This is a genomic window from Achromobacter sp. NPDC008082 (assembly GCF_042957345.1).
GTDB lineage: Bacteria > Pseudomonadota > Gammaproteobacteria > Burkholderiales > Burkholderiaceae_B > Achromobacter > Achromobacter kerstersii_A.
Window position 1 is genome coordinate 886,318 of the sequence record NZ_JBIBIB010000001.1, and the last position, 25,896, is coordinate 912,213.

A 25,896-nucleotide genomic window follows, 5' to 3' on the forward strand; every position below is an offset into this window, starting at 1 on the left:
GACCCAGACCCTGATCCGCCGTCATCGCCGTCTTCGATCCCTCTAACTCCGCCCAGTATCCATGTCCTCTTCCGATAAGCCCTCTGTCTCAATGCGCGAACGCTCGCGGGCCGTCTACCCCGCACTGTCCTGGGTGTGCCGCGACCCCGGCCGTTTGATCGCGTTCGGCTTTGGCAGCGGCCTGATCCGGCCGGCCTCGGGTACCTGGGGCACGTTGCTTGCCTGGGGCATCTGGGTGGCGGCGGCGCCCGCGGCGTCGGACCTGGCCATCGGCGTCTTCCTGGCGCTGGCCTTTTTATACGGCTGCTGGGCCTGCCATCGGGTGGGCCGTGAACTTGGGCAGTCGGATCATGTCGGAATGGTCTGGGACGAGATGGTGGCGTTCTGGCTGGTGCTGTGGCTGACGCCCGCGGGGTGGTTATCGCAGTTGCTGGCGTTTGCGCTATTTCGCACGTTCGACATCGTCAAGCCGCCACCCATCAAGTTTTTTGACGCCCACATCAAGGGCGGCTTCGGCGTCATGTGGGACGATATCGTCGCCGCCGGCTACGCCTTGCTGGTCATGGCATTGATTGCACGCACAGGAGTCTTGGGATGATCGAACCGCAAGAAACCCCCCGTTCGAATTTGTCGGCGGAGCAGTTGGCGGAAGCCACCATCGTGGGTCTGGCCGAACGGCTGGGCGACGCCATGCGCCGCCATGGCTGGATGTTGGGCACGGCAGAGTCTTGCACGGGCGGCCTGCTGGCGGGTGCGATGACGTCAGTGGCCGGTTCCAGCGACTGGTTCGAGCGCGGCTTCGTCACCTACAGCAACGACGCCAAAGTGACCGAACTGGACGTGTCGCCCGATACCCTGCATCACTTCGGCGCGGTCAGTGAGCCGGTAGCGCTGGAAATGGCTAACGGCGTGTTGCTGGTGTCACCCGCCGCGCACGTGGCCGTGTCCACCACGGGCATCGCCGGGCCGGGCGGCGCCACGCCGGGCAAGCCGGTGGGCATGGTGTGCTTTGGGTTTGCGATGCGCGTGGGCGAAGGCATCAGCAGCCGCGCCGTCACGCACGTGTTCCCCGGCGATCGCGCGCAGGTGCGTCACGCGGCGGTGGAATTTGCGCTGCGAGGGTTATTGGAATTCTTGGGCGCGCCGGTGAACCGCCGCTAAACGGCACTGAGCAACGCGACATGCCGCCGAACGGCGCTAGCGCTACGCCGCGCTGAAAGAAAAACGGGTTGCACGCATGCAACCCGTTTTTTGGCGACGACGCAGCGATCAGCGCACCGCGTTGATCGCATCGCGCAGGCCCATGGCGGCGCGGCCGGCGGCCTCGCGCCAATCGTCGCCGCCGCTGGCGTAAATGATGGCGCGTGACGAATTGATCATCATGCCGCTGCGGGCGGCATTGGCGCCGGCGTTCACGGTGGCGGTGATGTCGCCGCCTTGGGCGCCGATGCCCGGCACCAGCAGGGGCAGGGCGTCGCCGATGCGCTGGCGAACCGCCGCCAGCTCGTTCGGGAAGGTCGCGCCCACCACCAGGCCGCACTGGCCGTTGGCGTTCCACTTGTCGGCCACCAGGCCCGCCACGTGCAGGTACAGCGGCTCGCCGTTATCCATCTTCAGGAATTGCAGATCGGAACCGCCGGGGTTCGACGTGCGGCACAGCACGATCACGCCCCGGTCACGCCACGCCAGGTAGGGCTCGACCGAGTCCAGGCCCATGTAGGGGCTGACCGTCAGCGCGTGCGCCTGATAGCGTTCGTAGGCTTCGCGGGCGTAGTTTTCGGCGGTGGAGCCGATGTCGCCGCGCTTGGCGTCCAGCACGATCGGCAAGTCGGGGTGCTTGTCGCGGATGTGCTGGCACAGCGCTTCCAGCTGGTCTTCGGCGCGGTGCGCGGCGAAGTACGCAATCTGCGGCTTGAAGCTGCATGCGTACGGCGCGGTGGCGTCGACGATGTCGCGGCAGAACTGGAAGATGGCGTCCGGCTTGTCCTGCAATTCGCGCGGAAAGCGTTGGGGGTCGGGGTCCAGGCCCACTTGCAGAAGCGAGTTGCTGGTGGTCCAGGCGTGTTCGAGTTTTTGCAGGAAATTCATGGGGGAGTTCAGTGCAGTTTGACCCGGGGGCGCGTGCGCCGCATGAGCAGGCGAGCCAGGGCCAGGGAGGCGGTGCGTGAGATGCCCAGCACCGCTTTGTGGTGCATCAGGTGCAGGCTCATGTACATCAAGCGCGCCAGTGTACCGCTTACGAACAGTCCCCGTCCGGCGAGCTTGCCCATCAGGGAGCCCACGCCCGCGTCCTGGCCCAGCGACACGAGCGAGCCGTGATCCTGGTAGACGTAGGGGCCGGCGGGTTCCGCCGCGCGGCGCAGGCGGGCGGTGAGCTTCTTGGCCAGGTAATCGGCCTGCTGGTGCGCCGCTTGCGCGCGGGCAGGCACGGTGCGGCCGTCGCGCCACGGCACCGAGCAGCAATCGCCCAGCGCCAGGATGTGCGGGTCGGCCGTTTCCAGCCGTTCGTTGACTTCCAACTGGCCCAGCTTGTTCAGCGGCAAGTCCAGGTCGGCCAGCAGGGCGGGGCCTTTGATGCCGGCCGCCCACATGCACAGCTGCGCGGGGAATTCGCGGCCGTCGGCGGTCTTCACGCTGTTGGCCGTTACTTCCGATACGCGGCACGCCGTTTCCACGCCGATGCCAAGCTCGGTCAGCCGGTTGGTGGCGGCTTCCGAGATTTTCTCGGGCAAGGCCGACAGAATGCGCGGCGCGCCTTCCACCAGCGTGATCGCCAGGTCGCGTTCGGCACGGAAATTGGGCAGGCCGTAGGCGCTGACCACATGGCTCGCTTCGGTCAGCTCAACCGCCAGTTCCACGCCCGTGGCGCCGCCGCCCACGATCACCAGGTCCAGCCGGGCCGACGGGTTGCGCACCTTGGCCAAGTCCACCTGCGCCATGGCTTTCAGCATGGTCAGGCGGAATTGTTCGGCGTTTTCTGTGGTGTCCAGCGTGACGGCGTGTTCGGCCGCGCCGGGGGTGTTGAAGAAATTGGACGTGCTGCCCAGCGCCAGCACCAGCGTGTCGTAGCCGAGGTCGCGGCGCGGCAGGACTTCCTGGCCCTGCGCGTCGTTCACGGCATCCACCACGATCTGGCAGCGCGTGCGATCCACGCTCAGCAAGCGGCCCTGCGCGAACGAAAAGCCGTTCATGTGGGCCAGCATCAGATAGGACAAGCCTTCCTGGTGGATATCCAGCGTGCCGGCGGCCGCTTCGTGCAGCGACGGCTTCCAGATATGGAAGGGACGGCTGTCGACCAGCGTCACGTGTTGCCGGCCGTGAATGCGGCCGAGCTTTGCGGCCAGTTCCAGGCCGCCTGCGCCACCGCCAACGATGACGATGCGCTCAGAGGGTGCTGACGTCGAATTAGGCATCATGGCTCCCAGTATAAAGAGCGGCGCACCCCCCATGGGGCGCCACCCGTGTCAATGCATGGCGAAACGGCTGATGGCAACGCCTATCCAGACCGCTCCGGCGAAGATCAGCAGTAGCATCACGGCTGCGCTGCCCAGGTCCTTGGCGCGCCCCAGCAAGGGGTGGCGTTCCACGGACAAGGCGTCGGCCAGGGCTTCGATGGCGGAATTCAGCAGTTCCGCCGCCAGCACCATGATGACCGTGCCCACCAGGAAAAAGACCTCGACCGTGGTCCGCCCCAAAAAGAACGCCGCCGGAATCATCAGCACGGCCAGCGCCAGTTCCTGGCGGAAGGCCGCTTCGTATTTGACGGCGGCCTTCAGGCCCTGCCAGGAATAACGCAGCGCATTCAAGATGCGGCGCGCGCCGCCGCTGCTTTTAAAGGGCGAGTGTTGCGGGTCGTGGGTCATGGTTGCGAAAGAGGGCCGGGTGTGGCGGCTTTTTAACAGATAAGGGTTGCCCGCGTGATGCGAAGCAGGGCTATGGGCAAACCCTAATTGTGACCCAACGACAGCAGGCGCAGGATTCTGGTCAATTGGTAAGGCCACTTTACCTTTTCGTCCTGTCAGCCAGCTGTATCCCCAAGGCTTCCCGCCCCATGCCGATTCAGACCATCGAGCCGCGACGTTTGTACCGCCAGATCGCCGACCAGTTGCGTCTGCTGATCGAGGCGGGCGAATTTCCCGTGGGCGCGCGGCTGCCGCCCGAGCGCGACCTGGCGTTGAAGCTGGGCGTGTCGCGCCCGTCGGTGCGCGAAGCGCTGATCGCATTGGAAGTCGAAGGCTGGGTCGAAGTGCGCATGGGTTCCGGCGTGTACGTGCAAAGCCTGACCGGCGCGCCGCGCGCGAGCCTCACCGCCGAAAGCCCGCTTGAAACCATCCGCGCCCGCTGGACCATCGAAGGCGAGCTTGCCGCCCAAGCCGCCCGCCACACGGCGCCGGCGCTGGTCGATGGCCTGCTGGAAGCCGTAGGCGCCATGGAAGAAGAAGCGCGCGCAGGCTACGTGCCTATCCGCGGCGACCGCCTGTTTCACTTGCGCGTGGCCGAAATGGCCAACAACGCCGTGCTGGTGCGCGTCGTGGGCGAACTCTTCGACGAACGCCACAACCCCTTGTCCGTGAAGCTGGGCGACTACTTCGAAAACCCGGACAGCTGGGCCGTCGCCATTACCGAGCATCGCCGCGTCATCACCGCCATCGCGGCGGGCGACGAAACCGCCGCGCGCGCCGCGATGCATCACCATCTTTCCTGCTCGTTCGACCGCCTGACCGCCAGCTGGCCAGGCGGGGCCGAGACGATGCGCGTGGATAGCAAAGAGCCGGCGGCGTCGTGACGCCACCGGGGAACCGTAGTCGCAGTACGTAGGTGCAACCTGTAGGTGATATCCCGATGTGAAACATAAAGCGGGCCGGCTCACAACAACATCCGCCGCGTCCGTTACCTCAGAGAGAGGAGACAACATGAATCGAGGCAACGCTATCAAAGTGCTGTTTGCCGCCGTCGCGCTGGCCGTCAGTGGCAGCGCGCTGGCGCAAACCAAGCTGAAATGGGCGCATGTGTACGAGACTTCCGAACCCTTCCACACCTCGTCGGTGTGGGCGGCGCAAGAGATCGAGAAACGCACCAACGGCCGCTATCACATCGATGTCTACCCCGCCTCTCAGCTGGGCAAGGAGAACGACATCAACCAGGGGCTGACGCTGGGCACGGTGGACATGATCATCTCGGGCTCCAGCTTCGCCGCCAAGAGTTTCCCCCGCATTGGCGTCACCTACTACCCCTACATCTTCCGCAACCCCGAGCACCTGATCGCCTACACCAAGAGCGACATCTACAAAGAGCTCACGCGCGGCTACGACGAAAAAAGCGGCAACCACATTGTCGCCACCACCTACTACGGCACGCGCCAGACGACGTCGAACCGGGCCTTCACCAAGTGCTCGGAAATGAAGGGCATGAAGATCCGTGTGCCGGACGTGGCGGCCTACCTGGCCATGCCGCGCGCCTGTGGCGCGAACACCGCGCCCATTGCGTTCGCCGAGGTGTACCTGGCCTTGCAGAACGGCACGGTGGAAGCGCAGGAAAATCCGCTGACGACCATCGAAGCGAAGAAGTTCTACGAAGTGCAGAAGAACATCATCCTGACGGGCCACATCGTTGACCACCTGAACACGGTGATCTCGGGCAAGTTGTGGAAGAGCTTGTCTGATGAAGACAAGAAGATCTTCGCCGAGGTCGCGCAGCAGGCCGCCGAAAAGGCGTCATCCGAAGTGGCCGACAGCGAAAAGAAAATGGTCGAGGTGTTCAAGAAGCGGGGCTTGAACGTGGCCGAGGTCAACGTCGACGACTTCCGCAAGACCGTGCTTGAGAAGGTGCCGTTCGAGCAGTACGGCTATCAGAAATCGGATTGGGAAAAGATCCAGGCGGTGAAGTAAGCCGCGGCGGCGGGCCGAGTTGGCCCGCCGTTGTTGGTCACCGTTGTTGGTCAACGTTGTTGGCCACCGTTTGACACCCGACGCCCGACACCCGATTCCGATCAGGGGAACCTCATGCACGTGAACGCAAAAGCGGCGCCCATGGCGGCCGTCAACTCTGGCCCGGCCGCAGCGCCCGGCCACGCCGCGGCCCCGCCCGGCCCGCACCAGACATCCGTCGACGAGATCGTCCAAAGCTTCGAAGAGGCCGACCATCACGAGGTCAGCCTGGCCGGCTACGCGCCCGAAGACTGGATCTGCCTGGCGATGTTCTGGATGATGGCGGCGCTGGTCTTCCTGCAATTCTTCTCGCGCTACGTGCTGAACGATTCGTACGCGTGGACCGAAGAACTGGCGGTGTATTGCCTGATTGGCGTGGTGTTCCTGGGCGCGGCGATGTGCGTGCGCGCGTGCCGCCACATCCAGGTGGACTTCCTGTACCGCTACCTGCCCAAACCCGTCGGCCGCGTGCTGTCTACGCTGATCGACGTGCTGCGCACCGCCTTCTTCGGCTATGCCGTGTGGCTGACCTATCGCTACATCGTGCTGGTGGGCGACGAACCCATGACCACCTTGTTCTGGAACAAGTCCTACGTGTACTGGGTTGCGCTGGCGGGCTTCGTCATGATGTTCCTGCGGTCCCTTCAAGTGTCCGTGCAGAACTGGCGGCAGGGCTATTCGATTCTGGAGAACCCGGCGGCCTACGAGTCGCTCGACTGAACGGCGCGCCGCGCCAGACCCTTATGTATCCGCAGTGCCATTCCAGGAGCGACTCATGGGCACACTGATTGGAACCTTTTTGCTGTTGATGATTCTGGGCCTGCCGGTGGCGGTGTCCATGGCGGGCGCATCGCTGTTGTTCGTATTGATATCGGGCAGCGTGCCGGATGTGGTGGTCGCGCAGCGCATGATTGCGGGCGTCGAATCGTTTCCCTTGCTGGCCGTGCCGTTCTTCATTCTGGCCGGCAACCTGATGAACATCGCCGGCATCACCGGCCGCATCTATAACTTCGCGGTGGCGTTGGTAGGCTGGATGCGCGGCGGGCTGGGGCAGGTGAACATCATCGGCTCGGTGGTGTTTGCCGGCATGTCCGGCACGGCGATTGCCGACGCCGCGGGGCTGGGCACCATCGAAATCAAAGCCATGAAAGATCATGGCTACGAAACGGAATTCGCCGTCGGCGTGACGGCGGCCTCGGCCACGCTGGGCCCCATTATTCCGCCGTCCTTGCCCTTCGTCATCTACGGCATGATGGCCAACGTGTCGATTGGCTCGCTGTTCCTGGCGGGCTTGTTGCCCGGCGCGGTGCTCACGATCTTGATGATGCTGACCGTGGCCTATTACGCCCGCCGCAACAACTGGGGCGGCGACGTCGCGTTCAACTGGAAGCGGCTGGGCGGCGCGGGCCTGGAAGTGCTGATCGTGCTGTCGTTCCCTTTGTCGATCTGGCTGATGACGCTGGCCGGCGTGTCGCCCAATGTGGCTACCGGCATTTCATTCGTGGCGCTGCTGGCGCTGGATTGGCGCTTCAACTTTTCGGCGGTGATGGCGTTGATGGCCCCGGTGATCTTGATTGGCGGCATGACGCTGGGCTGGTTCACGCCCACCGAAGCGGCCGTGGCCGCGGTGATCTGGGCGCTGTTTCTGGGCCTGGTGCGCTATCGCTCGATGACGTTCAAGACCTTGGCCAAAGCCACTTTCGACACCATCGAGACGACCGCGTCCGTGCTGTTCATCGTGACGGCGGCCTCTGTCTTCGCGTGGCTGCTGACCACCACGCAGGCCGCGCAAACGCTCACCGACGCCATCCTGAGCGTGACGCAGAACAAGTGGGTGTTTCTGCTGATGGCCAACGTGCTGATCCTGATCGTTGGCTGCTTCATCGACACCATCGCGGCCATCACTATTCTGGTGCCGATCTTGCTGCCCATCGTGTTGAAGCTGGGTATCGACCCGATCCACTTTGGCTTGATCATGACCTTGAACCTGATGATCGGCCTGCTGCATCCCCCAATGGGCATGGTGTTGTTCGTGCTGGCGCGGGTGGCGCGGCTATCGGTTGAACGCACCACGATGGCCATTCTGCCGTGGCTGGTGCCGCTGTTCGTGGCGCTGATCGCCATTACCTACATCCCGCAGATCACGCTGTGGCTGCCCACCGCCATGGGCATGGCCGGCAAATAAGGAGCGCGCACTCATGTCGCAAAGACTGCAAGGCAAGACCGCCATCGTCACCGCCGCCGGCCAAGGCATCGGCCGCGCGGTCGCGGAAGCGTTTGCGCGCGAAGGCGCGGATGTGCTGGCCGTAGACATCAATGCCGACGCGTTACGCACGTTGTCGGGCTGCCGCACCCAAGTGGTGGATGTGACCGACGGCCGCGCCATTCAAGCGTTGGTGGAGGGCGCGGGGCCGGTCAACGTGCTGTTCAACGGCGCGGGCTTCGTGCATGCCGGCACCATCCTGGATTGCGATGAAGACGCGTGGGATTTTTCGTTCAACTTGAACGTGCGGTCCATGTACCGGCTGATGCGCGCCTGCCTGCCCGGCATGCTGGCGCGCGGCGGCGGCTCGATTGTGAACATGGCGTCGGTGGCGGGCAGCATCAAAGGCGCGCCGAACCGCTGCGCATATGGCGCCACCAAGGCCGCCGTCATCGGCTTGACCAAGGCCGTGGCCGCGGACTTCGTCGCCCAGGGCATCCGGTGCAACGCCATCTGCCCCGGCACGGTCGAATCCCCATCATTGCGGCAACGCATCGACGCGCAGGCGCAGGCCAGCGGCCAGTCCATCGCCGCCGTCGAAGCCGCGTTCACCGCGCGCCAACCGATGGGCCGCATCGGCCGCACGGAAGAAATTGCCGCGCTGGCGGTGTATCTTGCCAGTGACGAATCCGCCTTCACCACCGGCACCACGCAGGTGATCGACGGCGGCTGGTCCAACTGACCGCACCCATTTTTCGCAACAAGGAACCGATATGAAATTGATGCGTTATGGCGCCAAGGGCGCCGAGAAGCCCGGCCTGATCGACAAGCAAGGCAATGTGCGCGACCTGTCTGGCGTACTGCCCGACATCACCGCCGACACGCTGGCCGGCGCGCGTCTTGCCGAGCTGCGCGCGTTGGACCCGGCATCGCTGCCGCTGGTGGCCCACCCCGGCCGCGTCGCGCCGCCGTGGCGCGGCATGGGCAAGTTCATCTGCATTGGCCTGAACTACGCCGATCATGCCGCGGAATCGGGCCTGGCCGTGCCGGCGGAACCCGTCATCTTCATGAAGCCGACGTCTGCGGTGGTGGGTCCGAACGACCCGGTCGTGCTGCCGCAGGATTCCGTCAAGACGGATTGGGAAGTGGAGCTGGGCGTGGTCATCGGCGAACGCGCGCGCTACGTCAGCGAGGCCGACGCGATGAAGCACGTAGCGGGCTACTGCATCGTGAACGACGTGTCGGAACGGGAATATCAGATTGAACGCGGCGGCACGTGGGACAAGGGCAAGGGCTGCGATACCTTCGGCCCCATCGGCCCGTGGCTGGCCACGGCGGACGAAATCCCCAACCCGCAAGACCTGGAGATGTGGCTGGAAGTGAACGGCAAGCGCTTTCAGAACGGCAGCACGCGCACGATGGTGTTCGGCGTGGCGCAACTGGTGGCCTACGTCAGCCGCTTCATGACGCTATATCCGGGGGACTTGATTTCAACCGGCACGCCGCCCGGCGTGGGCATGGGCCAAAAGCCTGCGCCCGTGTACCTGAAGGCGGGCGACGAAATGAAGCTGGGCATCGCCGGCTTGGGCGAACAACGCCAGCGCGTGCACGCCTGGGACCCGGCGCTGATCGATGGGTAGCCCACACTGATCCCACCGCGCAACGCACCCCTTAACTTTCCGGAGATCTCATGTCCCACGCAGACATGGCAGTGATACGCATCCACCCGGCGGACAACGTCGTGATCGCGCGGCGGCAGCTCGTCAGCGGCACGCGGCTGGAAGGCGAAGGGGTGACGGTGCAAGGGCTGGTGCCGCCCGGCCACAAGGTGGCCGTGCGCGCCATCGCGGCGGGCCAGCCGGTGCGCCGCTACAACCAGATCATTGGCGTGGCGCGGCAAGACATCGCGCCGGGCCAGCATGTGCATACGCAGAACCTGGAGTTCTCGGCGTTTGAACGGGATTACGCGGTGGGGCAGGGCGCGCATCCCACCGACTACGTGGCGCAACCCGCCACCTTCGACGGCATCGTGCGCGCCGATGGCCGTGTCGCCACGCGCAACTACATCGGCATCCTGACAAGCGTGAATTGTTCGGCCACGGTTGCGCGCGCCATCGCCGACCACTTCCGCCGCGACATCCACCCTGAAGCGCTGGCGTCCTGTCCGAACGTGGACGGCGTGGTGGCGCTGACGCACGGCGCGGGCTGCGCCACCGGCAGCGAAGGCGAACCGCTGCGCGTGTTGCGCCGGACCTTGGGCGGCTACGCGCGGCACGCCAATTTTGGCGGGCTGATGGTGGTGGGGCTGGGCTGCGAAACGAATCAGATCGGCGGCCTGATGGAACAAGAGGGCTTGCGCGAAAGCGGTTTGCTGCACACCTTCAACATTCAGGACACGGGCGGCACGCGCAAGACGGTGGCGCGCGGCATTGAACTGGTGGAGCAGATGCTGGAACAGGCGAACCAGGTGCGCCGCCAGCCGGTGCCCGCCAGCCACCTGACCGTTGGCCTGCAATGCGGCGGGTCTGACGGCTATTCGGGCATCAGCGCCAACCCGGCGTTGGGCGCGGCGGTGGACTTGCTGGTGCGCCACGGCGGCACCGCGATCTTGTCCGAAACGCCCGAGATCTATGGCGGCGAACACTTGCTGACGCGCCGCGCCGAAACGCCGGCCATTGCCGACAAGCTGCTGGCGCGCGTGCGCTGGTGGGAAGACTACTGCGCCCGCAACGATGCCGAGATGGACAACAACCCGTCGGCCGGCAACAAGGCGGGCGGGCTGACGACCATTCTGGAAAAGTCGCTGGGCGCCATCGCCAAAAGCGGCACCACGAACCTGACCGACGTGTTCGAGTACGCCGAACCTGTGCGCACGCGCGGGCTGGTATTCATGGACACGCCGGGCTACGACCCCGTGTCCGCCACGGGCCAGGTCGCGGGCGGCGCCAACCTGATCTGCTTTACCACCGGACGCGGCTCGGCCTACGGCTGCGCGCCCGCGCCGTCGTTGAAGCTGTCGACCAATACGGCGCTGTGGCAGCGCCAGTCGGACGACATCGACATCAATTGCGGCGAGGTGGTCGACGGCGCGCAAAGCGTGGCGCAGATGGGCGAACGGATCTTCCAGCTGATGCTGAAAACCGCTTCCGGGCATCGCACGCGCAGCGAAGAACACGGCTATGGGCAGAACGAATTCGTGCCATGGGCGTTGGGCGCGGTGATGTAGCGGCGGCATCATGGGCGTCGCCGTTGCATTTGGTCACTGTCGCGGTGTCGAAGAAAACGGCGTCTACGGATATCCTCATCCGCGCGCCGACTGGCCGGTCATCCGACAGGTGCATGGCGCCTTACGCCATTGGTCAACCATGCTTGAACGTTTGAATACGGAGTCGTTGCCGCGCCTGCCCGCAGACGTGGAAAAACCCCTATATGATCGCAGCCGCTTGACGCCCGGCATCGTGCATCTGGGGCTGGGCGCCTTTCACCGCGCGCACCAGGCGGTGTTGACGGATCTGGCGATGCAGGCCAGTGGTGATTTGAGCTGGGGCATTCTGGGCGTGTCGCTGCGCAGCGCCGCCACGCGTGACGCGTTGACGCCGCAAGACGGCCTGTACACGCTGGCGCTGCGCGACGGCGGCCCCGACGGCAGCACGCGCGAACAGCTGCGTGTGGTGGGTTCGGTGCTGCGCGTAATGGTGGCCGAAGAAGACCCCAACGCGGTGTTAGAGCGCATCGCGTATCCGCAAACCCGCATCGTGAGCCTGACTGTGACGGAGAAGGGCTACAGCCACGAACCCGCCACCGGCTACCTGCGCTGGGACGACCCCGACATTCTTCACGACCTGGAAAACCCGCATCGCCCGCGCAGCACGATCGGCATCCTGGTGTACGGCCTGGCACTGCGCCGCGAGCGCGGCTTGCCGCCCGTCACCTTGATGTCGTGCGACAACCTGCGTGCCAACGGCGACATGCTGCGCAGCCTGGTGCTGGCCTTTGCGCTGCGCGTGGATGTGGCGCTGACGGCGTGGATCGACACGCACTGCACGTTTCCGAATTCCATGGTCGACCGCATCGTGCCGGGCACCGATGACGAAGACCGCCAGCGCATCACCGGGCGTCTGGGCGTGGAAGACGCGTGGCCGGTGGTGGGCGAGCCCTATCTGAACTGGGTAATCGAAGACAAGTTCGCCGCTGGCCGGCCCGCCTGGGAAACGCAAGGCGGCGCGACCTTCGTGCGCAACGCCGCGCCCTACGAGCGCTTGAAGCTGCGGATGGTGAACGGCCCGCACTCCACCTTTGCCTATCTGGGCGCGCTGCTGGGGCACAAGACGATCAGCGAATCGGTCCAGACCCCTGAGCTGCGCGGCTTTGTCGACGCGATGATGCGGCTGGAAATTGCGCCCACGTTGAAGGGCATTCCGGACAGCGGGCTGGAGGAATATCGCCGCCGCTTTCTGGCGCGCATCGCCAACGCGGCGCTGCGGCATCCGACGCCGCAGGTCGCCATGGACGGTTCGCAAAAATTGCCGCAACGGCTGCTGGACACGATCCGCGACCGGCTGCGCACGGGCGACGACATCCAGCGCCTGACGCTTGCGGTGGCGGCGTGGCTGCATTACCTGCGCGGGGTCGATGAGCAGGGCGGGCGCTATGTCATTCAGGACCCGCTGGCGGCGCGTCTGGCCAAGCTGGTATCGCGCGCCGAGGTGGCGGCGCGGGCATCGGCGCCGTCGGCGGCCGCACACCGCCGGGCGATGGTGCTGGCGAGCTTCAAACCGGTGTTCGGAGAGTTGGGCAAGTCGCCCGAATTCGTCGAAGCGCTGGCGACCCATCTGGAAACCCTGCGCGAGCATGGCGTGATGCACGCCGTGGAGGCCGCAACCTAAGGAGCGCTGCATGCATGCGGAAAGCCGAGTGGACGCCGTTGAGTGGGAACGCTGGGGCAACGATTGCCTGCGCGTGCAGGGCTTTACCGATGATGATGCGCGCTGCTTGACGGCCAGCTTGGCGCAGACCAGCCTGTGGGGCATTGATTCCCATGGCATCGCCCGGCTGCCGCATTACCTGAACCGCGTCGCGCACGGCTCCATCCTGGCGCGGCCCGACATGCGTATTGAGCGCACAGGCCCCGGCACCGCGCAACTGCACGGCGGCAAGGGGCAGGGCATTGTGGTGGCGCACCGCGCCAATGCGCTTGCCATCGAACTTGCGCGCGAGGCGGGCATCGCGGCCGTCGGCGTCAGCGATTCTTCGCACTGCGGCGCTGTTGGCCTGTACAGCCGCGCGGCGGCGCGCCAGGGCTTGATCGGCATCGCCTTCACGCATTCAGATTCAATCGCCGCGCCTTTCGGCGGCCATCAGGCGTTCTTCGGCACCAACCCCATTTCGCTGGCGTTCCCGCGCGCGGGCGCCGAGCCGCTGTGCCTGGACATGGCCACCACCGCCATTCCGTGGAACCGCGTCATGAACGCGCGGCGCGACGGCGTGGCCTTGCCGCCGGGCGTGGCGCTGGACGCGCAGGGCGGTGATTGCACCGACGCGGAACAGGTCCGTGCGTTGCGGCCGTTGGGCGGCGAGGAATACGGCTACAAGGGCTACGGGCTGGCGATGATGATCGAACTGCTGTGTGGGCCGCTGAACGGCAATCCGTTCGGCCCACATATTTCGCCGATGTACGCCGAGCTGAACCGGCCGCGCGAACTCGGCGCGTTCTTCATCGTGATCGACCCGGCGCGCTTTGCCGGCGGCGCGGCGTTGGCGGGTGTGGTCGCGGCGATGGCGATGGAGTTGTCGCAAGCACCGGGCACGCCACGCCTGCCGGGCGACCCGGAAGCCGCCGCGCAGCGTGAACGCCAACGCGACGGCATCCCCGTGCCGCCTGCGTTGTGGGATGAGATGCAGGCGTGGAGCCAGCGGCTGGGAGTGGCGTTGCCGGCGCGGCGACTGGTGCCGCGGGGGCCGGTGCCGCAGCGGCCTGCGCCCTAAGACAAGAACGTCGGCGGGAACGCCGGCCCAATGCCTCGGTGCAACATCGCGTCAGACGCCCAGGTATTGCAGCAGCCGGGGCTCGTCATCCAAAAACGCCTGCGACGATCCGGTCCATGCCACGCGGCCCTTTTCCACGATGGCGTGATGGTCGGCCGTGGCCAGCAGCGGTTCCAGGTTCTTGTCGATGCACAGCACCGCCAGCCCCGTCTGCTTCAAGGTGTCCAGCGCGTTCCAGATTTCTTCGCGCACGACAGGCGCCAGGCCTTCGGTGGCTTCGTCCAGAATCAGCAGACGCGGGTTCGTCAATAGCGCCCGCCCGATGGCCAGCATCTGCTGTTCGCCGCCCGACAGATGGCTGCCCAGGTGGCGCGCGCGTTCCGACAAGCGCGGGAACAACGCGTAAACGCGTTCCAGCGTCCACGGTTGGGCCGCGCCCTGGCGGTTGTGGGCGGTGGCGACCAGGTTTTCGCGCACCGACAAGTTGGGAAAAATATGGCGGCCTTCAGGTACCAGGCCGATGCCGCATTGCGCAACCTTATAGGCGGGCAGCCGGCTGATGTCGCGCCCGTCGAACGTGATGCTGCCTTGGGTGGCGCGGGTCAGCCCCATCACCGTTTTCACGGTGGTGGACTTGCCCATGCCGTTGCGGCCCAGCAGGGTGACGAACTCGCCGGGGCCGATATCCAGGTCGATGCCGAACAGCGCCTGGCTGGCGCCATAGTGTGCGGTCACGCCGCGTAGCGATAGCAGCGCGCTCATGCGGCGGCCTCCTGCTTGCGTGGGGCGCTGCCGCGTTCACTGCCGCGCCCGCTGCTGCGCTCCCTTCCGCGTCCGCTGCCGCGCTCACTTCCGCGTTCACTGCCCAGATAGCACTCGCGCACCTGTGCATGGTTGCGTATCTCGTCCGCCGTGCCGCAGGCCAGCGCGCTGCCGTAAACCAGCACGGTGATGCGATCAGAGAGCGCGAAGACGGCTTGCATATCGTGTTCCACCAGCAGAATCGTGTAGTGCCCGCGCAGTTGCAGCAGCAGGCGCGTCATGGCTTCGGATTCGTGCTGGCTCATGCCCGCCATCGGTTCGTCCAGCAACAGCAGCGACGGTTGGCAGGCCAGCACCATCGCTAGCTCCAGCTGCCGCAACTCACCATGTGCCAGCTCGCCCGCCGGGGTGTGGGCGCGGGCCGACAAGCCGGCAAGCGTCAGCGCATCGTGGGCGGGTTCGGTCAGCGCCGCGGTGGACAGCACGGGCGTCCAGAACCGAAAGCTGTGGCCGCGCCGCGCCTGCACCGCCATCACCACGTTTTCCAGTGCGGTGAAGGGTTTGAAGACGGACGTGATCTGGTAAGAACGCGCCAGCCCATGGCGTACGCGCTTTTCCACCGGCATGCGCGTGATGTCGCGGCCGTCGAGCAGCACGCGTCCGCCATCGGGCCGCAATTCACCGCTGAGCTGGCCGATCAGCGTGGTCTTGCCCGCGCCGTTTGGCCCGATCACCGCATGCAGTTCGCCCGGGCGCACATCCAACGATAGGTTGTCGGTAACGGTCAGGCCGCCATAGCGCTTGACCAGATTGTCGACTTGCAGCGCGGCGGTCATTGCGTTTCCCCTGACGGCGTGCGCAGGGGCGCGGTGCGCTTGCGCCACGGCGTGTCGCGCAAGTTTCCGTACACACCGCGGCGCGACACCAGCACCACGCCCACGATCAGCAGGCCCATGATCAGCATCCAATGGCCCGTCAAGAGCTTCAAGCCTTCTTCCAGCAGCAGGAACGTCAGCGCGCCGACGACCGGCCCGAACAGCGTGCCGATGCCGCCCAGCACCACCATCACGATCAGCTCGCCGGAAGTCGTCCAGGCCAGATAGGAAGGCGACACGTACATGGTCAGGTTCGCCAGCAATACACCGGCCACGCCGCAGATCATGGCTGATATCACATAGGCGGCCAGCCGGTAGCGCAAGGTGGGAAAGCCCAGCGCGCGCATGCGCCGTTCGTTGGCCTGGCAACCGCGCAGCACCATGCCGAATGGCGCATGGATCAGGCGATGCATCAGCCACAGCACGGCCAGCATCACGCCAAACGCCGCGTAGTACAGCGCCAGCGGCGTATCCAGCCGGAAGAGGCCGAAGTCGCTGCCAGCGAACAGCGACATGCCGTCGTCGCCGCCAAAGCCATCCAGCCCCGTCGCCAGAAAATAAAACATCTGCGCAAACGCCAGCGTGATCATGATGAAGGCGATGCCGGACGTGCGCATCACCACGTAGCCGCTGACCAGCCCAACGACGGCGCACGCGCCGAGCGCGCCCGCCAGATGCAGCCAGCCGCTTTCAATGCCGTAGTGCGACATCACGCCGACGGAATACGCGCCCAGCCCCAGGTACAACGCGTGGCCAAAGCTGACCATGCCGCCAAAGCCCAGCAGCAGATTCAACGCCAGCGCCGCCACGCCGTAGACCAGCACGCGGCCAAAGAGCGCCAGCAGAAAGGGTTCGCCCTGCCATTGCGCGTAGGCAGGCACCAGCGCCAGCAATAGCAGCAGGGCGGTGGCGACGAGGGTGCGCGCAGAGAACGAAAGCATGGTGTTCTCCTTATCCGTGCTTGACGGGAAACAGGCCTTGCGGCCGCATGGCCAGCACCAGCGCCATCACGACGTAGATCAGCATCGACGCAATGGCCGGGCCTGCCGCGTTGGCGGCGGCGGGCGGCAACGCGGCGCGCAGCAAGGTCGGCAGCAATGCGCGGCCCAGCGTGTCGATCAGCCCCACCATCAGCGCGGCCAGAAACGCGCCGCGCACCGAGCCGATACCGCCGATGACGATCACCACCAAGGTCAGGATCAGAATAGGTTCGCCCATGCCCGTTTGCGCCGACAGGATCGGCCCGGCCATCAGCCCGGCCAAGCCCGCCAGCACCGCGCCCAGCACGAACAGCAAGGTGTTCAGCCGCGCGATGTTCACGCCCAGCGCGCCCACCATCATGCGGTCGGTGGAGCCCGCGCGTATCAGCATGCCCAGCCGCGTGCGGTGAATCAGCACATAGCAGCCGGCCGCCACCAGCAAGCCCACCACGATGATCAGGAAGCGGTATAGCGGATACGTCACGCCCAGAATGTCGATGGTGCCCGACAACCACGACGGCAAGCCCATGCTGATGGGCGCCGGCCCCCAGATGATGCGCGTGAGTTCGTTGAAGAACAGGATGAAGCCGAAGGTGGCCAGCACCTGGTCCAGGTGGTCGCGCGGATACAGGCGCGCCAGCGCGATGCGGTCCAGCAGCAGCCCCAGCGCCGCCATGCCCGCGATGACGGCGGCGGCGGCCAGCAGGAACGAGCCGGTGTGACGGAACACGGTGGCCGCGATGAACGCGCCCATCATGTAGAGCGAACCGTGCGCCAGGTTGATGAAGTTCATGATGCCGAACACCAGCGTCAGGCCGGCGGCCAGCAGAAAAAGCAGAATGCCAAGTTGCAGGCCGTTCAAAGCCTGCACCAGCAGCAGCGTCGTCGACATGGCAATTACTTCATGACGCACTGGGCGGCGTACTGGTCCGAGACTTTGGCCAGGTCGGAAAAGATCGGGCCTTTGTTCACGAACGCCACCTTGCCATCCGCGCCCGCTTCGACGTCGGCGCGGAAGAAGCCGGCCACGGGGAAGTGATTGGGCTGATAGCGGAATTCGCCGCGCACCGAGGAGAAGTCTGCGGCTTCCATGGCTTTGCGCAAGGCGTCTTTGTCGTCGGTCTTGCCGCCGGTTTTCTTCAGCGCCGAGCCGATCAGCTGCGCGGCATCGAACGATTGCGCGGCGTAGCTGGACGGCTCGCGGCCATACTTCTGGCGGAACGCCGCGGCAAACGCCTTGTTGGCGGCGTTGTCCAGATCAGGCGAGTAGGGCACGTTGGTGACGGCGCCCAGCGCATCCTTTTGCAGCGCGGGCAGCGTGGCGCCGTCGATGGTGTCCACCGACAGCAGCGGAATCTTGCCAAAGAGCCCCGCCTGCCGATACTGCTTGATGAAGTTCACGCCCATGCCGCCGGGAAAGAACACGTAGGCGGCGTCGGGCTTGGCGTCGGCCAGCGCGGCCAGTTCCACCGAGTAGTCGGGCTGGTTGACCTGCGTGAACACTTCGTTGGCGATGTCGCCTTTGTAGAAGCGCTTGAAGCCGGCCATGGCGTCTTTGCCGGCCTGGTAGTTGGGCGCCAGCAGATAGACTTTCTTGAAGCCCATCTGGTTGGCCATTTCGCCGCTGCCTTCGTGGCGCTGCGTGTTGTTCCACGACGTTGAGAAGAAGTACGGCGAACAGTCTTTGCCGGCCAGATTGGTGGGACCAGCGTTTGAACCCACCAGGAACACGCCGGCGCTGGTGACCGGGCGCACCACGGCAAGCATGACGTTGGAATACACCACGCCGGTGATGATCGGCACCTTGTCGCTTTGCACCAGTTTGCGCGCGGCCTGCACGCCCACTTCGGGTTTGAACTGGTCGTCTTCCTTGATGATCTGCACGGGCACGCCGCCCAGCTTGCCGCCGCCTTGGTCCACGGCCAGCATGAAGCCGTCCAGCTGGTCTTGGCCGAGCACGGAGCCGGGGCCGGTCAAGGTCGTCAACAGGCCGATCTTCACATCGGCCAGGGCCGTGGCCGATAGCGTCAAGCCCACAACCGCGGCGGCGGTCAGCATGGAGGTGCGAGTCATGATGGTTTCCCTTGAGTTGCCGTGTGTCACGGTCGTGGTGTGGTGCTGCGTCGGGTTGCGTTGTGGCGGGTTACGTTGCGTTGAGCTGAGCGTGAGGCGTCAGGCGTCAGGCGTTCAAGCCGAAGAACGTCATCGTGTTGCGAAATAGAATCTTCTGCTGCACGCCCGGCATCAGCTCGGCATGCGTGACCAGGCGGCCGACTTCCTGCTCGCCCAGCGGGTAGGGGTAGTCGGAACCCAGCAGCACGCGGTCTTCGCCCATGACGTCGATCAACAGGCGCAGCGCATGCGGGTCAAAGACGGCGCTGTCGGTGTAGAAGCGGTCGGTGTAGGACGAGGGAAGTTGCGGGCAGTCTTCGCGGACGATGTCACGATGCCGCCACGCGTTGTCGACGCGGCCCAGCAGGAACGCGAAGCTGCCGCCGCCATGCGCGAAGCACAGCTTCAGGCTGCGGGGAATGCGTTCAAACGCGCCCGACAGAATCAACGACAGAATGCCCAGCTGCGTTTCGGCGGGCATGGCGACAAGCCACGGCAGCATCCATTTCTTCATGCGGCCGTCGGTCATCATGTCCCACGGATGGACGAGCACGGGGATATTGTCGTGGGCGCAGTGGATCAGAAACTGCACGAGCGTGTCGTCGTCGAGATCGCGCGGGCCGACGTGGTTGCCGATCTGCACGCCCAGGTGCCCCGCGGCGCGGGCACGCGTGGCTTCCTTGCAGGCCAGGTCCAGGTCTTGCAGCGGCACTTGCGCCAGTGCTTTCAAGCGCGTCGGCGCATGCGCGCAGTGTTCCAGCGCCAGGTCATTCATGCGCGCCGCCCAATCGGCTGCTGCCTGTGCGGGGTAGGTGTAGCCGAACATGATGGGCGTGGCGCACAAGATCTGTATGTCTACGCCGTGGCGGTCCATCTGTTCGATGCGCAGCGCCGGGTCCCACAAGGTGGCGTCAACGGGGCGGAACGGCCGGTCGCCCGCCATGATCTGGCCGGTGGCGCCGCCGCCGTCGGGGCGCAGCCAGGGCGCGTTGACCGGATCAAGCGCCGCCGCTTCCTGCCGCGTGATGGGCGGAAAGAAGTGGGCATGCATGTCGATTTTCTGAATCATGGGAACGGCTTCGCTGGGTGGAGGGCGCTAGGCGGGTGTGGTGTTCTGGGTGGGTTCGGGCTGCGGTGCGTGGCCTTTGCCGGGGTGGACTTCACCGCAGCCGGGGCAGGTGCGTTGCTCGGTGCTGGCGTAGAAGGCCTGGAACAAGGGCGGCAGGTCGGTGACGATGCTCTTTAGCTGCACTTCGACGCGATGCACGAGGTGGCCGCAATGCGGGCAATACCATTCGAAGCCGTCCAGCATTCCCAAGGGGCGCTGACGTTCGATGACGAGACAGGCGCTGTCGGCTTCTGGGCGTTGCGGGGAATGGCGGACGTGTGGCGGCAAGAGGAAGATGTCGCCTTCTTTGAGGTCGACACGTTCGGGTTTGCCGTCGACCCAGAGCGAGAGCCAGGCGTTGCCTTTGACCTGGTAGAAGAATTCTTCCAGCGGGTCGTCGTGATAGTCGGTTCGATGGTTCGGGCCGCCCACAACGGTGACGATGAAGTCGGCGTCTTGCCAGATCTGCTGATTGCCAACCGGGGGTTTCAGGAGATGCGCGTGGTCTTGAATCCAGCGCTGGAAATTCAATGGCGGGCCGTAGGCGGGCATTTCTGTCTCCGGGTGGGGGATAGGAGGGAGTCTAGGCGGCGGGGCGCGTTGGGGGTAATAGAAATTGTCGGGGTGGGTATTCTGGTTTTCTATTGCGGGTTTTCCTTTGGTTTTGTGTTGGTTTCTTTTTTAGGGCTTTGTGTTTGGGGTCTTGGGGCGCGGTGTGTGGTGTGGGCTGGATTCGGGTTCTTTAGGCGCACTGTGCTTTGGGGGCCTGGGGTGCGCGGGTCAACGATTGCGGTCCGGAGCCTTCGCTCCGGACGGCCCCGTCGTCATCTTCGTTGCGGCCTGCGGCCGCTGCCTTCAGATTCCCTCGGGCGCATCGACTCCCCGCGCACCCCAGGCCCCCAAAGCACAGTGCTCCGCTAGCGGCAATTTCACGATCGCGGGGCAGAGTTGTGTGCTTAGGGTTCTGGCCGCCGTTGGGGGGGGGGAAGATCTTGCGGGGCTTGCCCCAGGCCGGCCGCGCGGGCGGCCTTGTGGGGCGTCGGCGGTGTCTTGCGTCGGGAGGGGGTGCGCTACTCGCGCTGCGCTGCGATGGTTTTTAGATATTCCACCAACCGCTGGCACGCTGGGGTCATGGGTCTGTCGGCCCGGATGGAATAGCCGACGTCGCCGAAATCTCCGAAGACCTCGGTGGGCAGGCGGGCTAATAGTCCCATCGACAGAAACTGCGCCGCAGCGTCATACGGAATCAATGCCAGCGCGTTGCTGTGCATCAGGATGCCGATGTTGGTCAGCAGGGATAGCGACTCGACGTGGCGGGTGGGCAGGCGCAGGCCGGCGTCGAAGAAGGTGCGTTCCACCGAGGCGCGTAGCGGGGAGGTGGGGGCGGGCAAGATCCAGATGTGGTCGATCAGGTCGGCCAGTGAGATGTCTGGCGCGGTGGCCAAGGGGTGCTGGGCGCCGACGACCAGGCATAGCGATTCGCGGTAGAGCTTGTGGTGGTCGACGGCGACGCCGGAGATGGATGCCATGTCGGCGCCGGGCAGGCGGCCGACGACGATGTCGACGTCGCCGGTGGCGAGTGCGGGCAGGAGCTGGGCCGAGGGGCCTTCGCGGACCGTGACTTGAATGCCGGGGTGGTCGGTCATCAGGCGGGCGATGGCTTCGGGCAGCAGTTTGGCGGACGCGGCGATCAGCGTGCCGACGACGACGTGGCCGCTGGCGCCGCCCAGGACGGCGTCGATGTCATCGGCCATGTAGCGCACTTCGGCCAGCATGGCGTGTACGCGGCGGCCCAGCACCAGCGCGAGTTCGGTGGGCGTGACGCCGCGGTTCGATCGTTCGAAGAGCGTTGACCCAAAGAACGCTTCCAGGTCGTGGATGGCTTTGGTGACAGTGGGTTGGGTCAGATGCAGTTCACTGGCCGCGCGCGATAACGAGCGGCGCGCCAGCACGCGTTCGAAGATCTGCAACTGATGCAGTTTCAGCTTGTGGCTGAGCGCGTTGGGCGTGATGCGAAAGTTCGACATGCCTGCGGTCGCCCGGGCGGCGCGCCGCGAGCCATCGTCCTGTGCTTGGTGTGAACACGAAATGCCGTCGCCCATCATGCATGCGCCGCGTCGACTTGTGGCTAACGCGCCAGCGGTTTGTAGGCGACCGCCTTGATCTCAATCAGCAATTGCGGGTGCGGCAACTGATGCACCGCGACGGTAGTGCGCGCCGGGCCATCGGCGTCGAAGAACTCGCCGTAGACGTGATTGTATCCACCGAAGTCGTTCATGTTGACCAGGAAAGTACTGATCTCGACAACGTCGGCCAGCGTGGCGCCGGCGGTGGCGAGGATGTCCTGGATGTTCTCGATGACGGCGCGGGTTTGCACGCGGATGTCGAGCGTGGTGGTGCCCATGGCGTCAACTTCAGCGCCTGCGATGCGGTTGTCGGGCAGGCGTGAGCTGGTGCCGGAGACGAACAGAAAATCACCGGCGCGTTTGATGTGCGGATATTTGCCGCGGGGCGTGGCTTTGCCGGCGACGACGGTGGCGCGGGTGTTGGTATTGGGCTGGCTCATCGTGCGTTCCTTTGCGAGTTGGGATCAGAGCTTGATGCAGACGTTGGTGGGTTCGGTGTAGAAATGCAGCGAGTGGCGGCCGCCTTCGCGTCCGATGCCCGACAGGCCGCTGCCGCCAAACGGCGTGCGCAGGTCGCGCAGGAACCAGCAGTTCACCCAGGCGAGCCCGACGTTCATGGCTTGGGCCACGCGGTGTCCGCGCGTAAGGTTCTGGGTCCAGACGGCGGCGGCCAAGCCGTAGCGCGTGTCGTTGGCCAGGCGGATGGCTTCGTCTTCGGTGTCAAAGGGCGCGATGTGGCAGACCGGGCCGAACACTTCTTCCTTGATGCAGCGCGCGTTTTCGTTCAGGCCGGTCCAGATGGTGGGCTGAACGTAAGCGCCCGCGTCGCGCGCGTCGCCAAACACCGGCACGCCGCCGCCCGCGACAACGGTTGCGCCTTCTTCGCGCGCCAGTGCGAAGTACGACAGCACTTTTTCGCGATGCTCGCGCGAGACCAGCGGGCCCATTTCCGTATCCGGGTCCATGGGCCAGCCGATGCGCATGTCTCGGGCGCGCGCGGCCAGCGTGGCCACGAAGCGGTCGTAGATGGGGCGTTCAACGTAGACGCGTTCGGTGCACAGGCAGACTTGCCCGCAGTTGGCGAAGACCGAGCGCGTAACGCCATCCACCGCCGCGTCGAAGTCGGCGTCGGCGAAGACCAGCGCGGCGTTCTTGCCGCCCAGCTCAAACGACACCGGCTTCACGCCGGCCGCGACCGCGCGCATGATGGTGGCGCCCGTGGCGGATTCGCCGGTGAACGTGATGCCGTCGATGTCCGGGTGCGACGTGATGAATTCCCCCGCCGAGTCCGGCCCGAACCCGTGCGCCAGGTTCAGCACGCCGGCAGGCAGCCCCGTGTCGTGCGCCACTTCGGCCAGCAGCGTGGCCGTGCTGGGCGTGACTTCGGACGGTTTCATGATGACGGTGTTGCCAAACGCCAGCGCGGGCGCGACTTTCCACGTCAAGAGCAGCAGGGGCAGGTTCCACGGCGAGATCACGCCGATGACGCCTAGCGGCTTGCGATAGGCGTAGTTCAGCGCCTGCCGGCCGTCGGGCGTGTCGGTCATATAGCTTTCCATATCCAGCGTGCGGGCCAGTTCCGCGAAAGCACGGAAGTTGGCGGCGCCGCGCGGAATGTCGATCTTGTTGGCCCAGCTGACGGGCTTGCCGGTGTCGCCGATCTCGGCTTGCAGGAAGTCGTCGAAGCGGCGCGTGATGCCGTCGGCCAGCGCCAGCAGGTGATCGGTGCGCGCCGCCACGGACAGGCCCGCCCAGGCCGGCAGCGCACGGTGCGCGGCGGCGACGGCGCGGTTGACCTGATCGCGGCTGGCTTCGTGCACCTGGGCGATGCGTTGCCCGTCAACCGGGCTGTGTTTGTCGAAGGTGGACGCGCCGTCTTCAAAGCGGCCGTCGATGTAATTGCGCAGTTGGCGGATCGTCACGATCGGGCCCCTTGAATGGTGTTCGGGTCTGACGGGAATCAGGTATAAATAAATACGTATACGTACTAATTGTTCGGATAATAGGCAGCGCGCCTGCCCAAGTCAATGCGCATTTGCGAGCGGGGCAGCGCCTACAATCGCCAAGCGTCTTACCCTGGGAAGCCCCATGAGCTCTACTGTCCGACCCGCCTCGCCCCGTGCTTTGAAGTCTTTCGATCTGACCCAAGTGGCGTCGCACCTGCTGCGCCGCGCGCACTTTCGCGCCGAAGCGTTGTTCGTGCAGGCGTTTCCGGACGAAGACCTGACGCCGCGCCAGAAAGCCCTGCTGATCACGGTGTATCAGAACCCCGGCGCGACGCAGAACCGCATCGCCGAGTTGATCGCGCTGGACCGCAATTCGTTTGCCGAGATGATGGCGCGCATGACGGCCAAGGGCTATGTGCGCCGCACACGATCCGCCGAAGACGGGCGCGCGTATGCGCTGGAAATCACGGATGCCGGCGTGGCGCTGCTGGCGCGCATTCTGCCGCAAGATGCCGAAGTCGAGGCGCAGGTGCTGGCGCCGATTCCTGAAGAACTACGGCCAGTGTTTTTGAAATGTCTGCGGCTGATGGCCGGCCTGGAATCGCAGGAGCCGGCCTGATTCGGCTTTACGCGCCGGGCGGGCGTGTTGTGGGGGCGGAAGACGGGGGTGAGGAAGGGGACGCGGAAGGGGACGAGGAAGGGGACGACGAAGGGGCTGAACCAGGCGGCGTTGAAGGCGACGAACCAGGCGGCGTCGAAGGCTGCGACGTAGGCGTCGGCGCAGCGGCCGAAGCAGGAGTCGAAGCAGAAGCCGAAGCAGGGGCCGACGGCGGCGCCGGCATCGTGCTCTGTGCTGCGGGGGGTATGGCCGCCTTGCCAAACCGCACCGCGAATTGCCGTGTAAACACCGCGCCAAAGAAAAAGATCTGCGCGGAATAGTAGATCCACAGCAGCAGCGCAATCAGCGACCCGGCTGCGCCGTAGGCCGACACGGCGGCACCCCGGCTCAGGTACAGGCCGATCCCCCACTTGCCGACCAGGAACAGCGCGGCCGTCACGATGGCGCCCGGAATCACGTCGGGCCAAGAGATCCTGGCGCTGGGCAACAGCTTGTAGATCACGGCAAAGAGCGCGACCACAATGGAAAACGAAAACAACGTCGACAGCCAATCCGCCACCGTCGCGAAGGTGGAGGCCATCCACAAGTCGCCATAGAATTTGCTGGCCGCGCCAAGCGCGGCGTTGACGGTCAGCGACACCAGCAAAAACAGCGCCAGCACCAGCACCAGCCCAAACGACAGCATGCGGCTGCGCACCATGCCCTGGATGCCGCCTTTCTGGTTGGCGGGCACATCCCACAAGTCGTCCAGGCTGGCCTTGAGTTCGGCAAAGGCCGTGGTGGCGCTGAAGATCAGCACAAAAATGGAAATCAGCGCCGCAATCCAGCCGCCGCCGGATTCATGCGCGCTGGCCAACACCGTCTGGATGACTTCCGCGCCGCGTTCGCCTGTCAGGTCGCGCAATTGCGTGAACAGTTCCGACCGCACGGCCTCTTCGCCAAAGAACGCGCCAGCCACGGCGATCACCAGGATCAGCATGGGCGCCAGCGAAAACACCATATACAACGCCAGCGCGGCGCCTTTGCTGGACGCGCGGTGGCTGGACCACTGGTTGGCGGAATCCATTAACAGTCCGCCGATCTGAGACGGACGCAAGGCGCGCAGGCTGTGGGGAAGTCGCATAAGGCAGGGCGGCTTGGGGCTGGGAAGCCTTCATTGTAGGGACGCATGCGCGCAGGCGAAACCGCCAGATTGTGCGCAAACGTGTTCGCAAGTCACTGAAGCAACAAGGATTAGCCTCATCAACACGCGC

The 25,896-nt window shown here is 65.3% G+C and carries 25 protein-coding genes and 1 pseudogene; 12 read left to right on the forward strand and 14 right to left on the reverse strand.

From position 1 onward, the window contains the following. The first annotated feature begins 91 nt into the window (after positions 1–91). Together ACFZAI_RS04015 and ACFZAI_RS04020 are read left to right on the forward strand one after the other, a co-directional pair. Entirely contained in the window at positions 92–598 is a 507-nt protein-coding gene (locus ACFZAI_RS04015) for a phosphatidylglycerophosphatase A (protein ID WP_342066278.1), read from the forward strand. Beyond that, complete coding sequence (locus ACFZAI_RS04020; RefSeq protein WP_391565690.1) at positions 595–1,161, forward strand: CinA family protein; 567 nt, start codon at positions 595–597, stop codon at positions 1,159–1,161. Before ACFZAI_RS04015 ends, ACFZAI_RS04020 begins: the two co-directional genes overlap by 4 nt. 108 nt (positions 1,162–1,269) lie before the next feature. On the opposite strand, the gene pyrF is transcribed toward ACFZAI_RS04020, so the two are convergent. From pyrF to ACFZAI_RS04035, 3 genes are read right to left on the reverse strand one after another with little or no spacing between them, the layout of a single operon-like run. After that, complete coding sequence (gene pyrF, locus ACFZAI_RS04025) at positions 1,270–2,088, reverse strand: orotidine-5'-phosphate decarboxylase (protein ID WP_006227618.1); 819 nt, start codon at positions 2,086–2,088, stop codon at positions 1,270–1,272. A gap of 8 nt (positions 2,089–2,096) precedes the next feature. Continuing rightward, the gene (locus ACFZAI_RS04030; RefSeq protein ID WP_391565691.1) at positions 2,097–3,416 is read right to left on the reverse strand and encodes an NAD(P)/FAD-dependent oxidoreductase; all 1,320 of its coding nucleotides are present in this window, start codon (positions 3,414–3,416) and stop codon (positions 2,097–2,099) included. 48 nt (positions 3,417–3,464) lie between these two features. Then, positions 3,465–3,863 carry a diacylglycerol kinase gene (locus tag ACFZAI_RS04035; RefSeq protein WP_054423118.1) on the reverse strand — a complete coding sequence of 133 codons (399 nt, stop codon included), beginning with the start codon at positions 3,861–3,863 and terminating at the stop codon, positions 3,465–3,467. A 188-nt stretch (positions 3,864–4,051) separates the two neighbouring features. On the opposite strand from ACFZAI_RS04035, the gene ACFZAI_RS04040 reads away from it, so the two are divergent. From ACFZAI_RS04040 to ACFZAI_RS04080, 9 genes are all read left to right on the forward strand, one after another. Further along, on the forward strand, positions 4,052–4,786 hold the full coding sequence (locus tag ACFZAI_RS04040) for a FadR/GntR family transcriptional regulator (protein WP_391565692.1): 735 nt from the start codon (positions 4,052–4,054) through the stop codon (positions 4,784–4,786). Between the two features lie 127 nt (positions 4,787–4,913). Continuing rightward, positions 4,914–5,888 carry a sialic acid TRAP transporter substrate-binding protein SiaP gene (locus ACFZAI_RS04045; RefSeq protein ID WP_391565693.1) on the forward strand — a complete coding sequence of 325 codons (975 nt, stop codon included), beginning with the start codon at positions 4,914–4,916 and terminating at the stop codon, positions 5,886–5,888. Between the two features lie 114 nt (positions 5,889–6,002). Continuing rightward, positions 6,003–6,647: a TRAP transporter small permease gene (locus tag ACFZAI_RS04050; protein WP_391565694.1), complete on the forward strand. Its 645-nt coding sequence runs from the start codon at positions 6,003–6,005 to the stop codon at positions 6,645–6,647. A gap of 55 nt (positions 6,648–6,702) precedes the next feature. Beyond that, positions 6,703–8,112 (forward strand): TRAP transporter large permease, encoded by a 1,410-nt coding sequence (locus tag ACFZAI_RS04055; RefSeq protein ID WP_391565695.1) that lies wholly within the window; start codon positions 6,703–6,705, stop codon positions 8,110–8,112. Positions 8,113–8,125: 13 nt separating this feature from the next. After that, a complete protein-coding gene (locus tag ACFZAI_RS04060) occupies positions 8,126–8,872 on the forward strand; it encodes an SDR family oxidoreductase (protein ID WP_391565696.1) in 747 nt (248 codons plus the stop codon). 31 nt (positions 8,873–8,903) lie between these two features. Beyond that, entirely contained in the window at positions 8,904–9,770 is an 867-nt protein-coding gene (locus ACFZAI_RS04065) for a fumarylacetoacetate hydrolase family protein (RefSeq protein WP_391565697.1), read from the forward strand. A gap of 50 nt (positions 9,771–9,820) precedes the next feature. Next, entirely contained in the window at positions 9,821–11,356 is a 1,536-nt protein-coding gene (locus tag ACFZAI_RS04070; protein ID WP_391565698.1) for a UxaA family hydrolase, read from the forward strand. 139 nt (positions 11,357–11,495) lie between these two features. Beyond that, entirely contained in the window at positions 11,496–13,016 is a 1,521-nt protein-coding gene (locus tag ACFZAI_RS04075; protein WP_391565699.1) for a mannitol dehydrogenase family protein, read from the forward strand. A gap of 10 nt (positions 13,017–13,026) precedes the next feature. Further along, positions 13,027–14,115 (forward strand): Ldh family oxidoreductase, encoded by a 1,089-nt coding sequence (locus ACFZAI_RS04080; protein WP_391565700.1) that lies wholly within the window; start codon positions 13,027–13,029, stop codon positions 14,113–14,115. A 51-nt stretch (positions 14,116–14,166) separates the two neighbouring features. Here ACFZAI_RS04080 and ACFZAI_RS04085 read toward each other — a convergent pair whose 3' ends face one another. The 10 genes from ACFZAI_RS04085 to ACFZAI_RS04130 all read right to left on the reverse strand — a co-directional run bounded on the left by ACFZAI_RS04085 (position 14,167) and on the right by ACFZAI_RS04130 (position 24,000). Continuing rightward, positions 14,167–14,877 carry an ABC transporter ATP-binding protein gene (locus ACFZAI_RS04085; RefSeq protein WP_391565701.1) on the reverse strand — a complete coding sequence of 237 codons (711 nt, stop codon included), beginning with the start codon at positions 14,875–14,877 and terminating at the stop codon, positions 14,167–14,169. After that, on the reverse strand, positions 14,874–15,713 hold the full coding sequence (locus tag ACFZAI_RS04090; RefSeq protein ID WP_391565702.1) for an ABC transporter ATP-binding protein: 840 nt from the start codon (positions 15,711–15,713) through the stop codon (positions 14,874–14,876). The genes ACFZAI_RS04085 and ACFZAI_RS04090 overlap by 4 nt, the downstream gene beginning before the upstream one ends. Further along, the gene (locus ACFZAI_RS04095) at positions 15,710–16,693 is read right to left on the reverse strand and encodes a branched-chain amino acid ABC transporter permease (protein WP_391565703.1); all 984 of its coding nucleotides are present in this window, start codon (positions 16,691–16,693) and stop codon (positions 15,710–15,712) included. The genes ACFZAI_RS04090 and ACFZAI_RS04095 overlap by 4 nt, the downstream gene beginning before the upstream one ends. Positions 16,694–16,703: 10 nt before the next feature. Further along, positions 16,704–17,624 carry a branched-chain amino acid ABC transporter permease gene (locus tag ACFZAI_RS04100; protein ID WP_391565704.1) on the reverse strand — a complete coding sequence of 307 codons (921 nt, stop codon included), beginning with the start codon at positions 17,622–17,624 and terminating at the stop codon, positions 16,704–16,706. A gap of 5 nt (positions 17,625–17,629) precedes the next feature. Beyond that, positions 17,630–18,805: an ABC transporter substrate-binding protein gene (locus ACFZAI_RS04105; protein WP_391565705.1), complete on the reverse strand. Its 1,176-nt coding sequence runs from the start codon at positions 18,803–18,805 to the stop codon at positions 17,630–17,632. A 106-nt stretch (positions 18,806–18,911) separates the two neighbouring features. Further along, positions 18,912–19,913, reverse strand: a complete 1,002-nt coding sequence (locus tag ACFZAI_RS04110) for an amidohydrolase family protein (RefSeq protein WP_391565706.1) — start codon at positions 19,911–19,913, stop codon at positions 18,912–18,914. Between the two features lie 27 nt (positions 19,914–19,940). Further along, entirely contained in the window at positions 19,941–20,504 is a 564-nt protein-coding gene (locus ACFZAI_RS04115; protein WP_391565707.1) for a 3-hydroxyanthranilate 3,4-dioxygenase, read from the reverse strand. 518 nt (positions 20,505–21,022) lie between these two features. Beyond that, positions 21,023–21,979 (reverse strand): LysR substrate-binding domain-containing protein, encoded by a 957-nt coding sequence (locus ACFZAI_RS04120; RefSeq protein WP_391565708.1) that lies wholly within the window; start codon positions 21,977–21,979, stop codon positions 21,023–21,025. Positions 21,980–22,080: 101 nt separating this feature from the next. Continuing rightward, positions 22,081–22,518 carry a RidA family protein gene (locus tag ACFZAI_RS04125; RefSeq protein WP_391565709.1) on the reverse strand — a complete coding sequence of 146 codons (438 nt, stop codon included), beginning with the start codon at positions 22,516–22,518 and terminating at the stop codon, positions 22,081–22,083. A gap of 24 nt (positions 22,519–22,542) precedes the next feature. Further along, the gene (locus tag ACFZAI_RS04130; protein ID WP_391565710.1) at positions 22,543–24,000 is read right to left on the reverse strand and encodes a 2-hydroxymuconic semialdehyde dehydrogenase; all 1,458 of its coding nucleotides are present in this window, start codon (positions 23,998–24,000) and stop codon (positions 22,543–22,545) included. A gap of 166 nt (positions 24,001–24,166) precedes the next feature. Between ACFZAI_RS04130 and ACFZAI_RS04135 the strand changes: the two genes are divergently transcribed. Further along, entirely contained in the window at positions 24,167–24,643 is a 477-nt protein-coding gene (locus tag ACFZAI_RS04135) for a MarR family winged helix-turn-helix transcriptional regulator (RefSeq protein WP_391565711.1), read from the forward strand. A 256-nt stretch (positions 24,644–24,899) separates the two neighbouring features. On the opposite strand, the pseudogene ACFZAI_RS04140 reads toward ACFZAI_RS04135, so the two are convergent. Beyond that, positions 24,900–25,766: pseudogene (locus tag ACFZAI_RS04140) on the reverse strand (YihY/virulence factor BrkB family protein); the annotation flags it as partial. Positions 25,767–25,896 lie beyond the last annotated feature (130 nt).

Bases quoted from the DNA above. Each gene is read 5' to 3' on its own strand.
- ACFZAI_RS04015 (WP_342066278.1), top strand. From the start codon at position 92: ATGCGCGAACGCTCGCGGGCCGTCTACCCCGCACTGTCCTGGGTGTGC.
- ACFZAI_RS04020 (WP_391565690.1), top strand. From the start codon at position 595: ATGATCGAACCGCAAGAAACCCCCCGTTCGAATTTGTCGGCGGAGCAG.
- pyrF (WP_006227618.1), bottom strand. From the start codon at position 2,088: ATGAATTTCCTGCAAAAACTCGAACACGCCTGGACCACCAGCAACTCG.
- ACFZAI_RS04030 (WP_391565691.1), bottom strand. From the start codon at position 3,416: ATGATGCCTAATTCGACGTCAGCACCCTCTGAGCGCATCGTCATCGTT.
- ACFZAI_RS04035 (WP_054423118.1), bottom strand. From the start codon at position 3,863: ATGACCCACGACCCGCAACACTCGCCCTTTAAAAGCAGCGGCGGCGCG.
- ACFZAI_RS04040 (WP_391565692.1), top strand. From the start codon at position 4,052: ATGCCGATTCAGACCATCGAGCCGCGACGTTTGTACCGCCAGATCGCC.
- ACFZAI_RS04045 (WP_391565693.1), top strand. From the start codon at position 4,914: ATGAATCGAGGCAACGCTATCAAAGTGCTGTTTGCCGCCGTCGCGCTG.
- ACFZAI_RS04050 (WP_391565694.1), top strand. From the start codon at position 6,003: ATGCACGTGAACGCAAAAGCGGCGCCCATGGCGGCCGTCAACTCTGGC.
- ACFZAI_RS04055 (WP_391565695.1), top strand. From the start codon at position 6,703: ATGGGCACACTGATTGGAACCTTTTTGCTGTTGATGATTCTGGGCCTG.
- ACFZAI_RS04060 (WP_391565696.1), top strand. From the start codon at position 8,126: ATGTCGCAAAGACTGCAAGGCAAGACCGCCATCGTCACCGCCGCCGGC.
- ACFZAI_RS04065 (WP_391565697.1), top strand. From the start codon at position 8,904: ATGAAATTGATGCGTTATGGCGCCAAGGGCGCCGAGAAGCCCGGCCTG.
- ACFZAI_RS04070 (WP_391565698.1), top strand. From the start codon at position 9,821: ATGTCCCACGCAGACATGGCAGTGATACGCATCCACCCGGCGGACAAC.
- ACFZAI_RS04075 (WP_391565699.1), top strand. From the start codon at position 11,496: ATGCTTGAACGTTTGAATACGGAGTCGTTGCCGCGCCTGCCCGCAGAC.
- ACFZAI_RS04080 (WP_391565700.1), top strand. From the start codon at position 13,027: ATGCATGCGGAAAGCCGAGTGGACGCCGTTGAGTGGGAACGCTGGGGC.
- ACFZAI_RS04085 (WP_391565701.1), bottom strand. From the start codon at position 14,877: ATGAGCGCGCTGCTATCGCTACGCGGCGTGACCGCACACTATGGCGCC.
- ACFZAI_RS04090 (WP_391565702.1), bottom strand. From the start codon at position 15,713: ATGACCGCCGCGCTGCAAGTCGACAATCTGGTCAAGCGCTATGGCGGC.
- ACFZAI_RS04095 (WP_391565703.1), bottom strand. From the start codon at position 16,693: ATGCTTTCGTTCTCTGCGCGCACCCTCGTCGCCACCGCCCTGCTGCTA.
- ACFZAI_RS04100 (WP_391565704.1), bottom strand. From the start codon at position 17,624: ATGTCGACGACGCTGCTGCTGGTGCAGGCTTTGAACGGCCTGCAACTT.
- ACFZAI_RS04105 (WP_391565705.1), bottom strand. From the start codon at position 18,805: ATGACTCGCACCTCCATGCTGACCGCCGCCGCGGTTGTGGGCTTGACG.
- ACFZAI_RS04110 (WP_391565706.1), bottom strand. From the start codon at position 19,913: ATGATTCAGAAAATCGACATGCATGCCCACTTCTTTCCGCCCATCACG.
- ACFZAI_RS04115 (WP_391565707.1), bottom strand. From the start codon at position 20,504: ATGCCCGCCTACGGCCCGCCATTGAATTTCCAGCGCTGGATTCAAGAC.
- ACFZAI_RS04120 (WP_391565708.1), bottom strand. From the start codon at position 21,979: ATGTCGAACTTTCGCATCACGCCCAACGCGCTCAGCCACAAGCTGAAA.
- ACFZAI_RS04125 (WP_391565709.1), bottom strand. From the start codon at position 22,518: ATGAGCCAGCCCAATACCAACACCCGCGCCACCGTCGTCGCCGGCAAA.
- ACFZAI_RS04135 (WP_391565711.1), top strand. From the start codon at position 24,167: ATGAGCTCTACTGTCCGACCCGCCTCGCCCCGTGCTTTGAAGTCTTTC.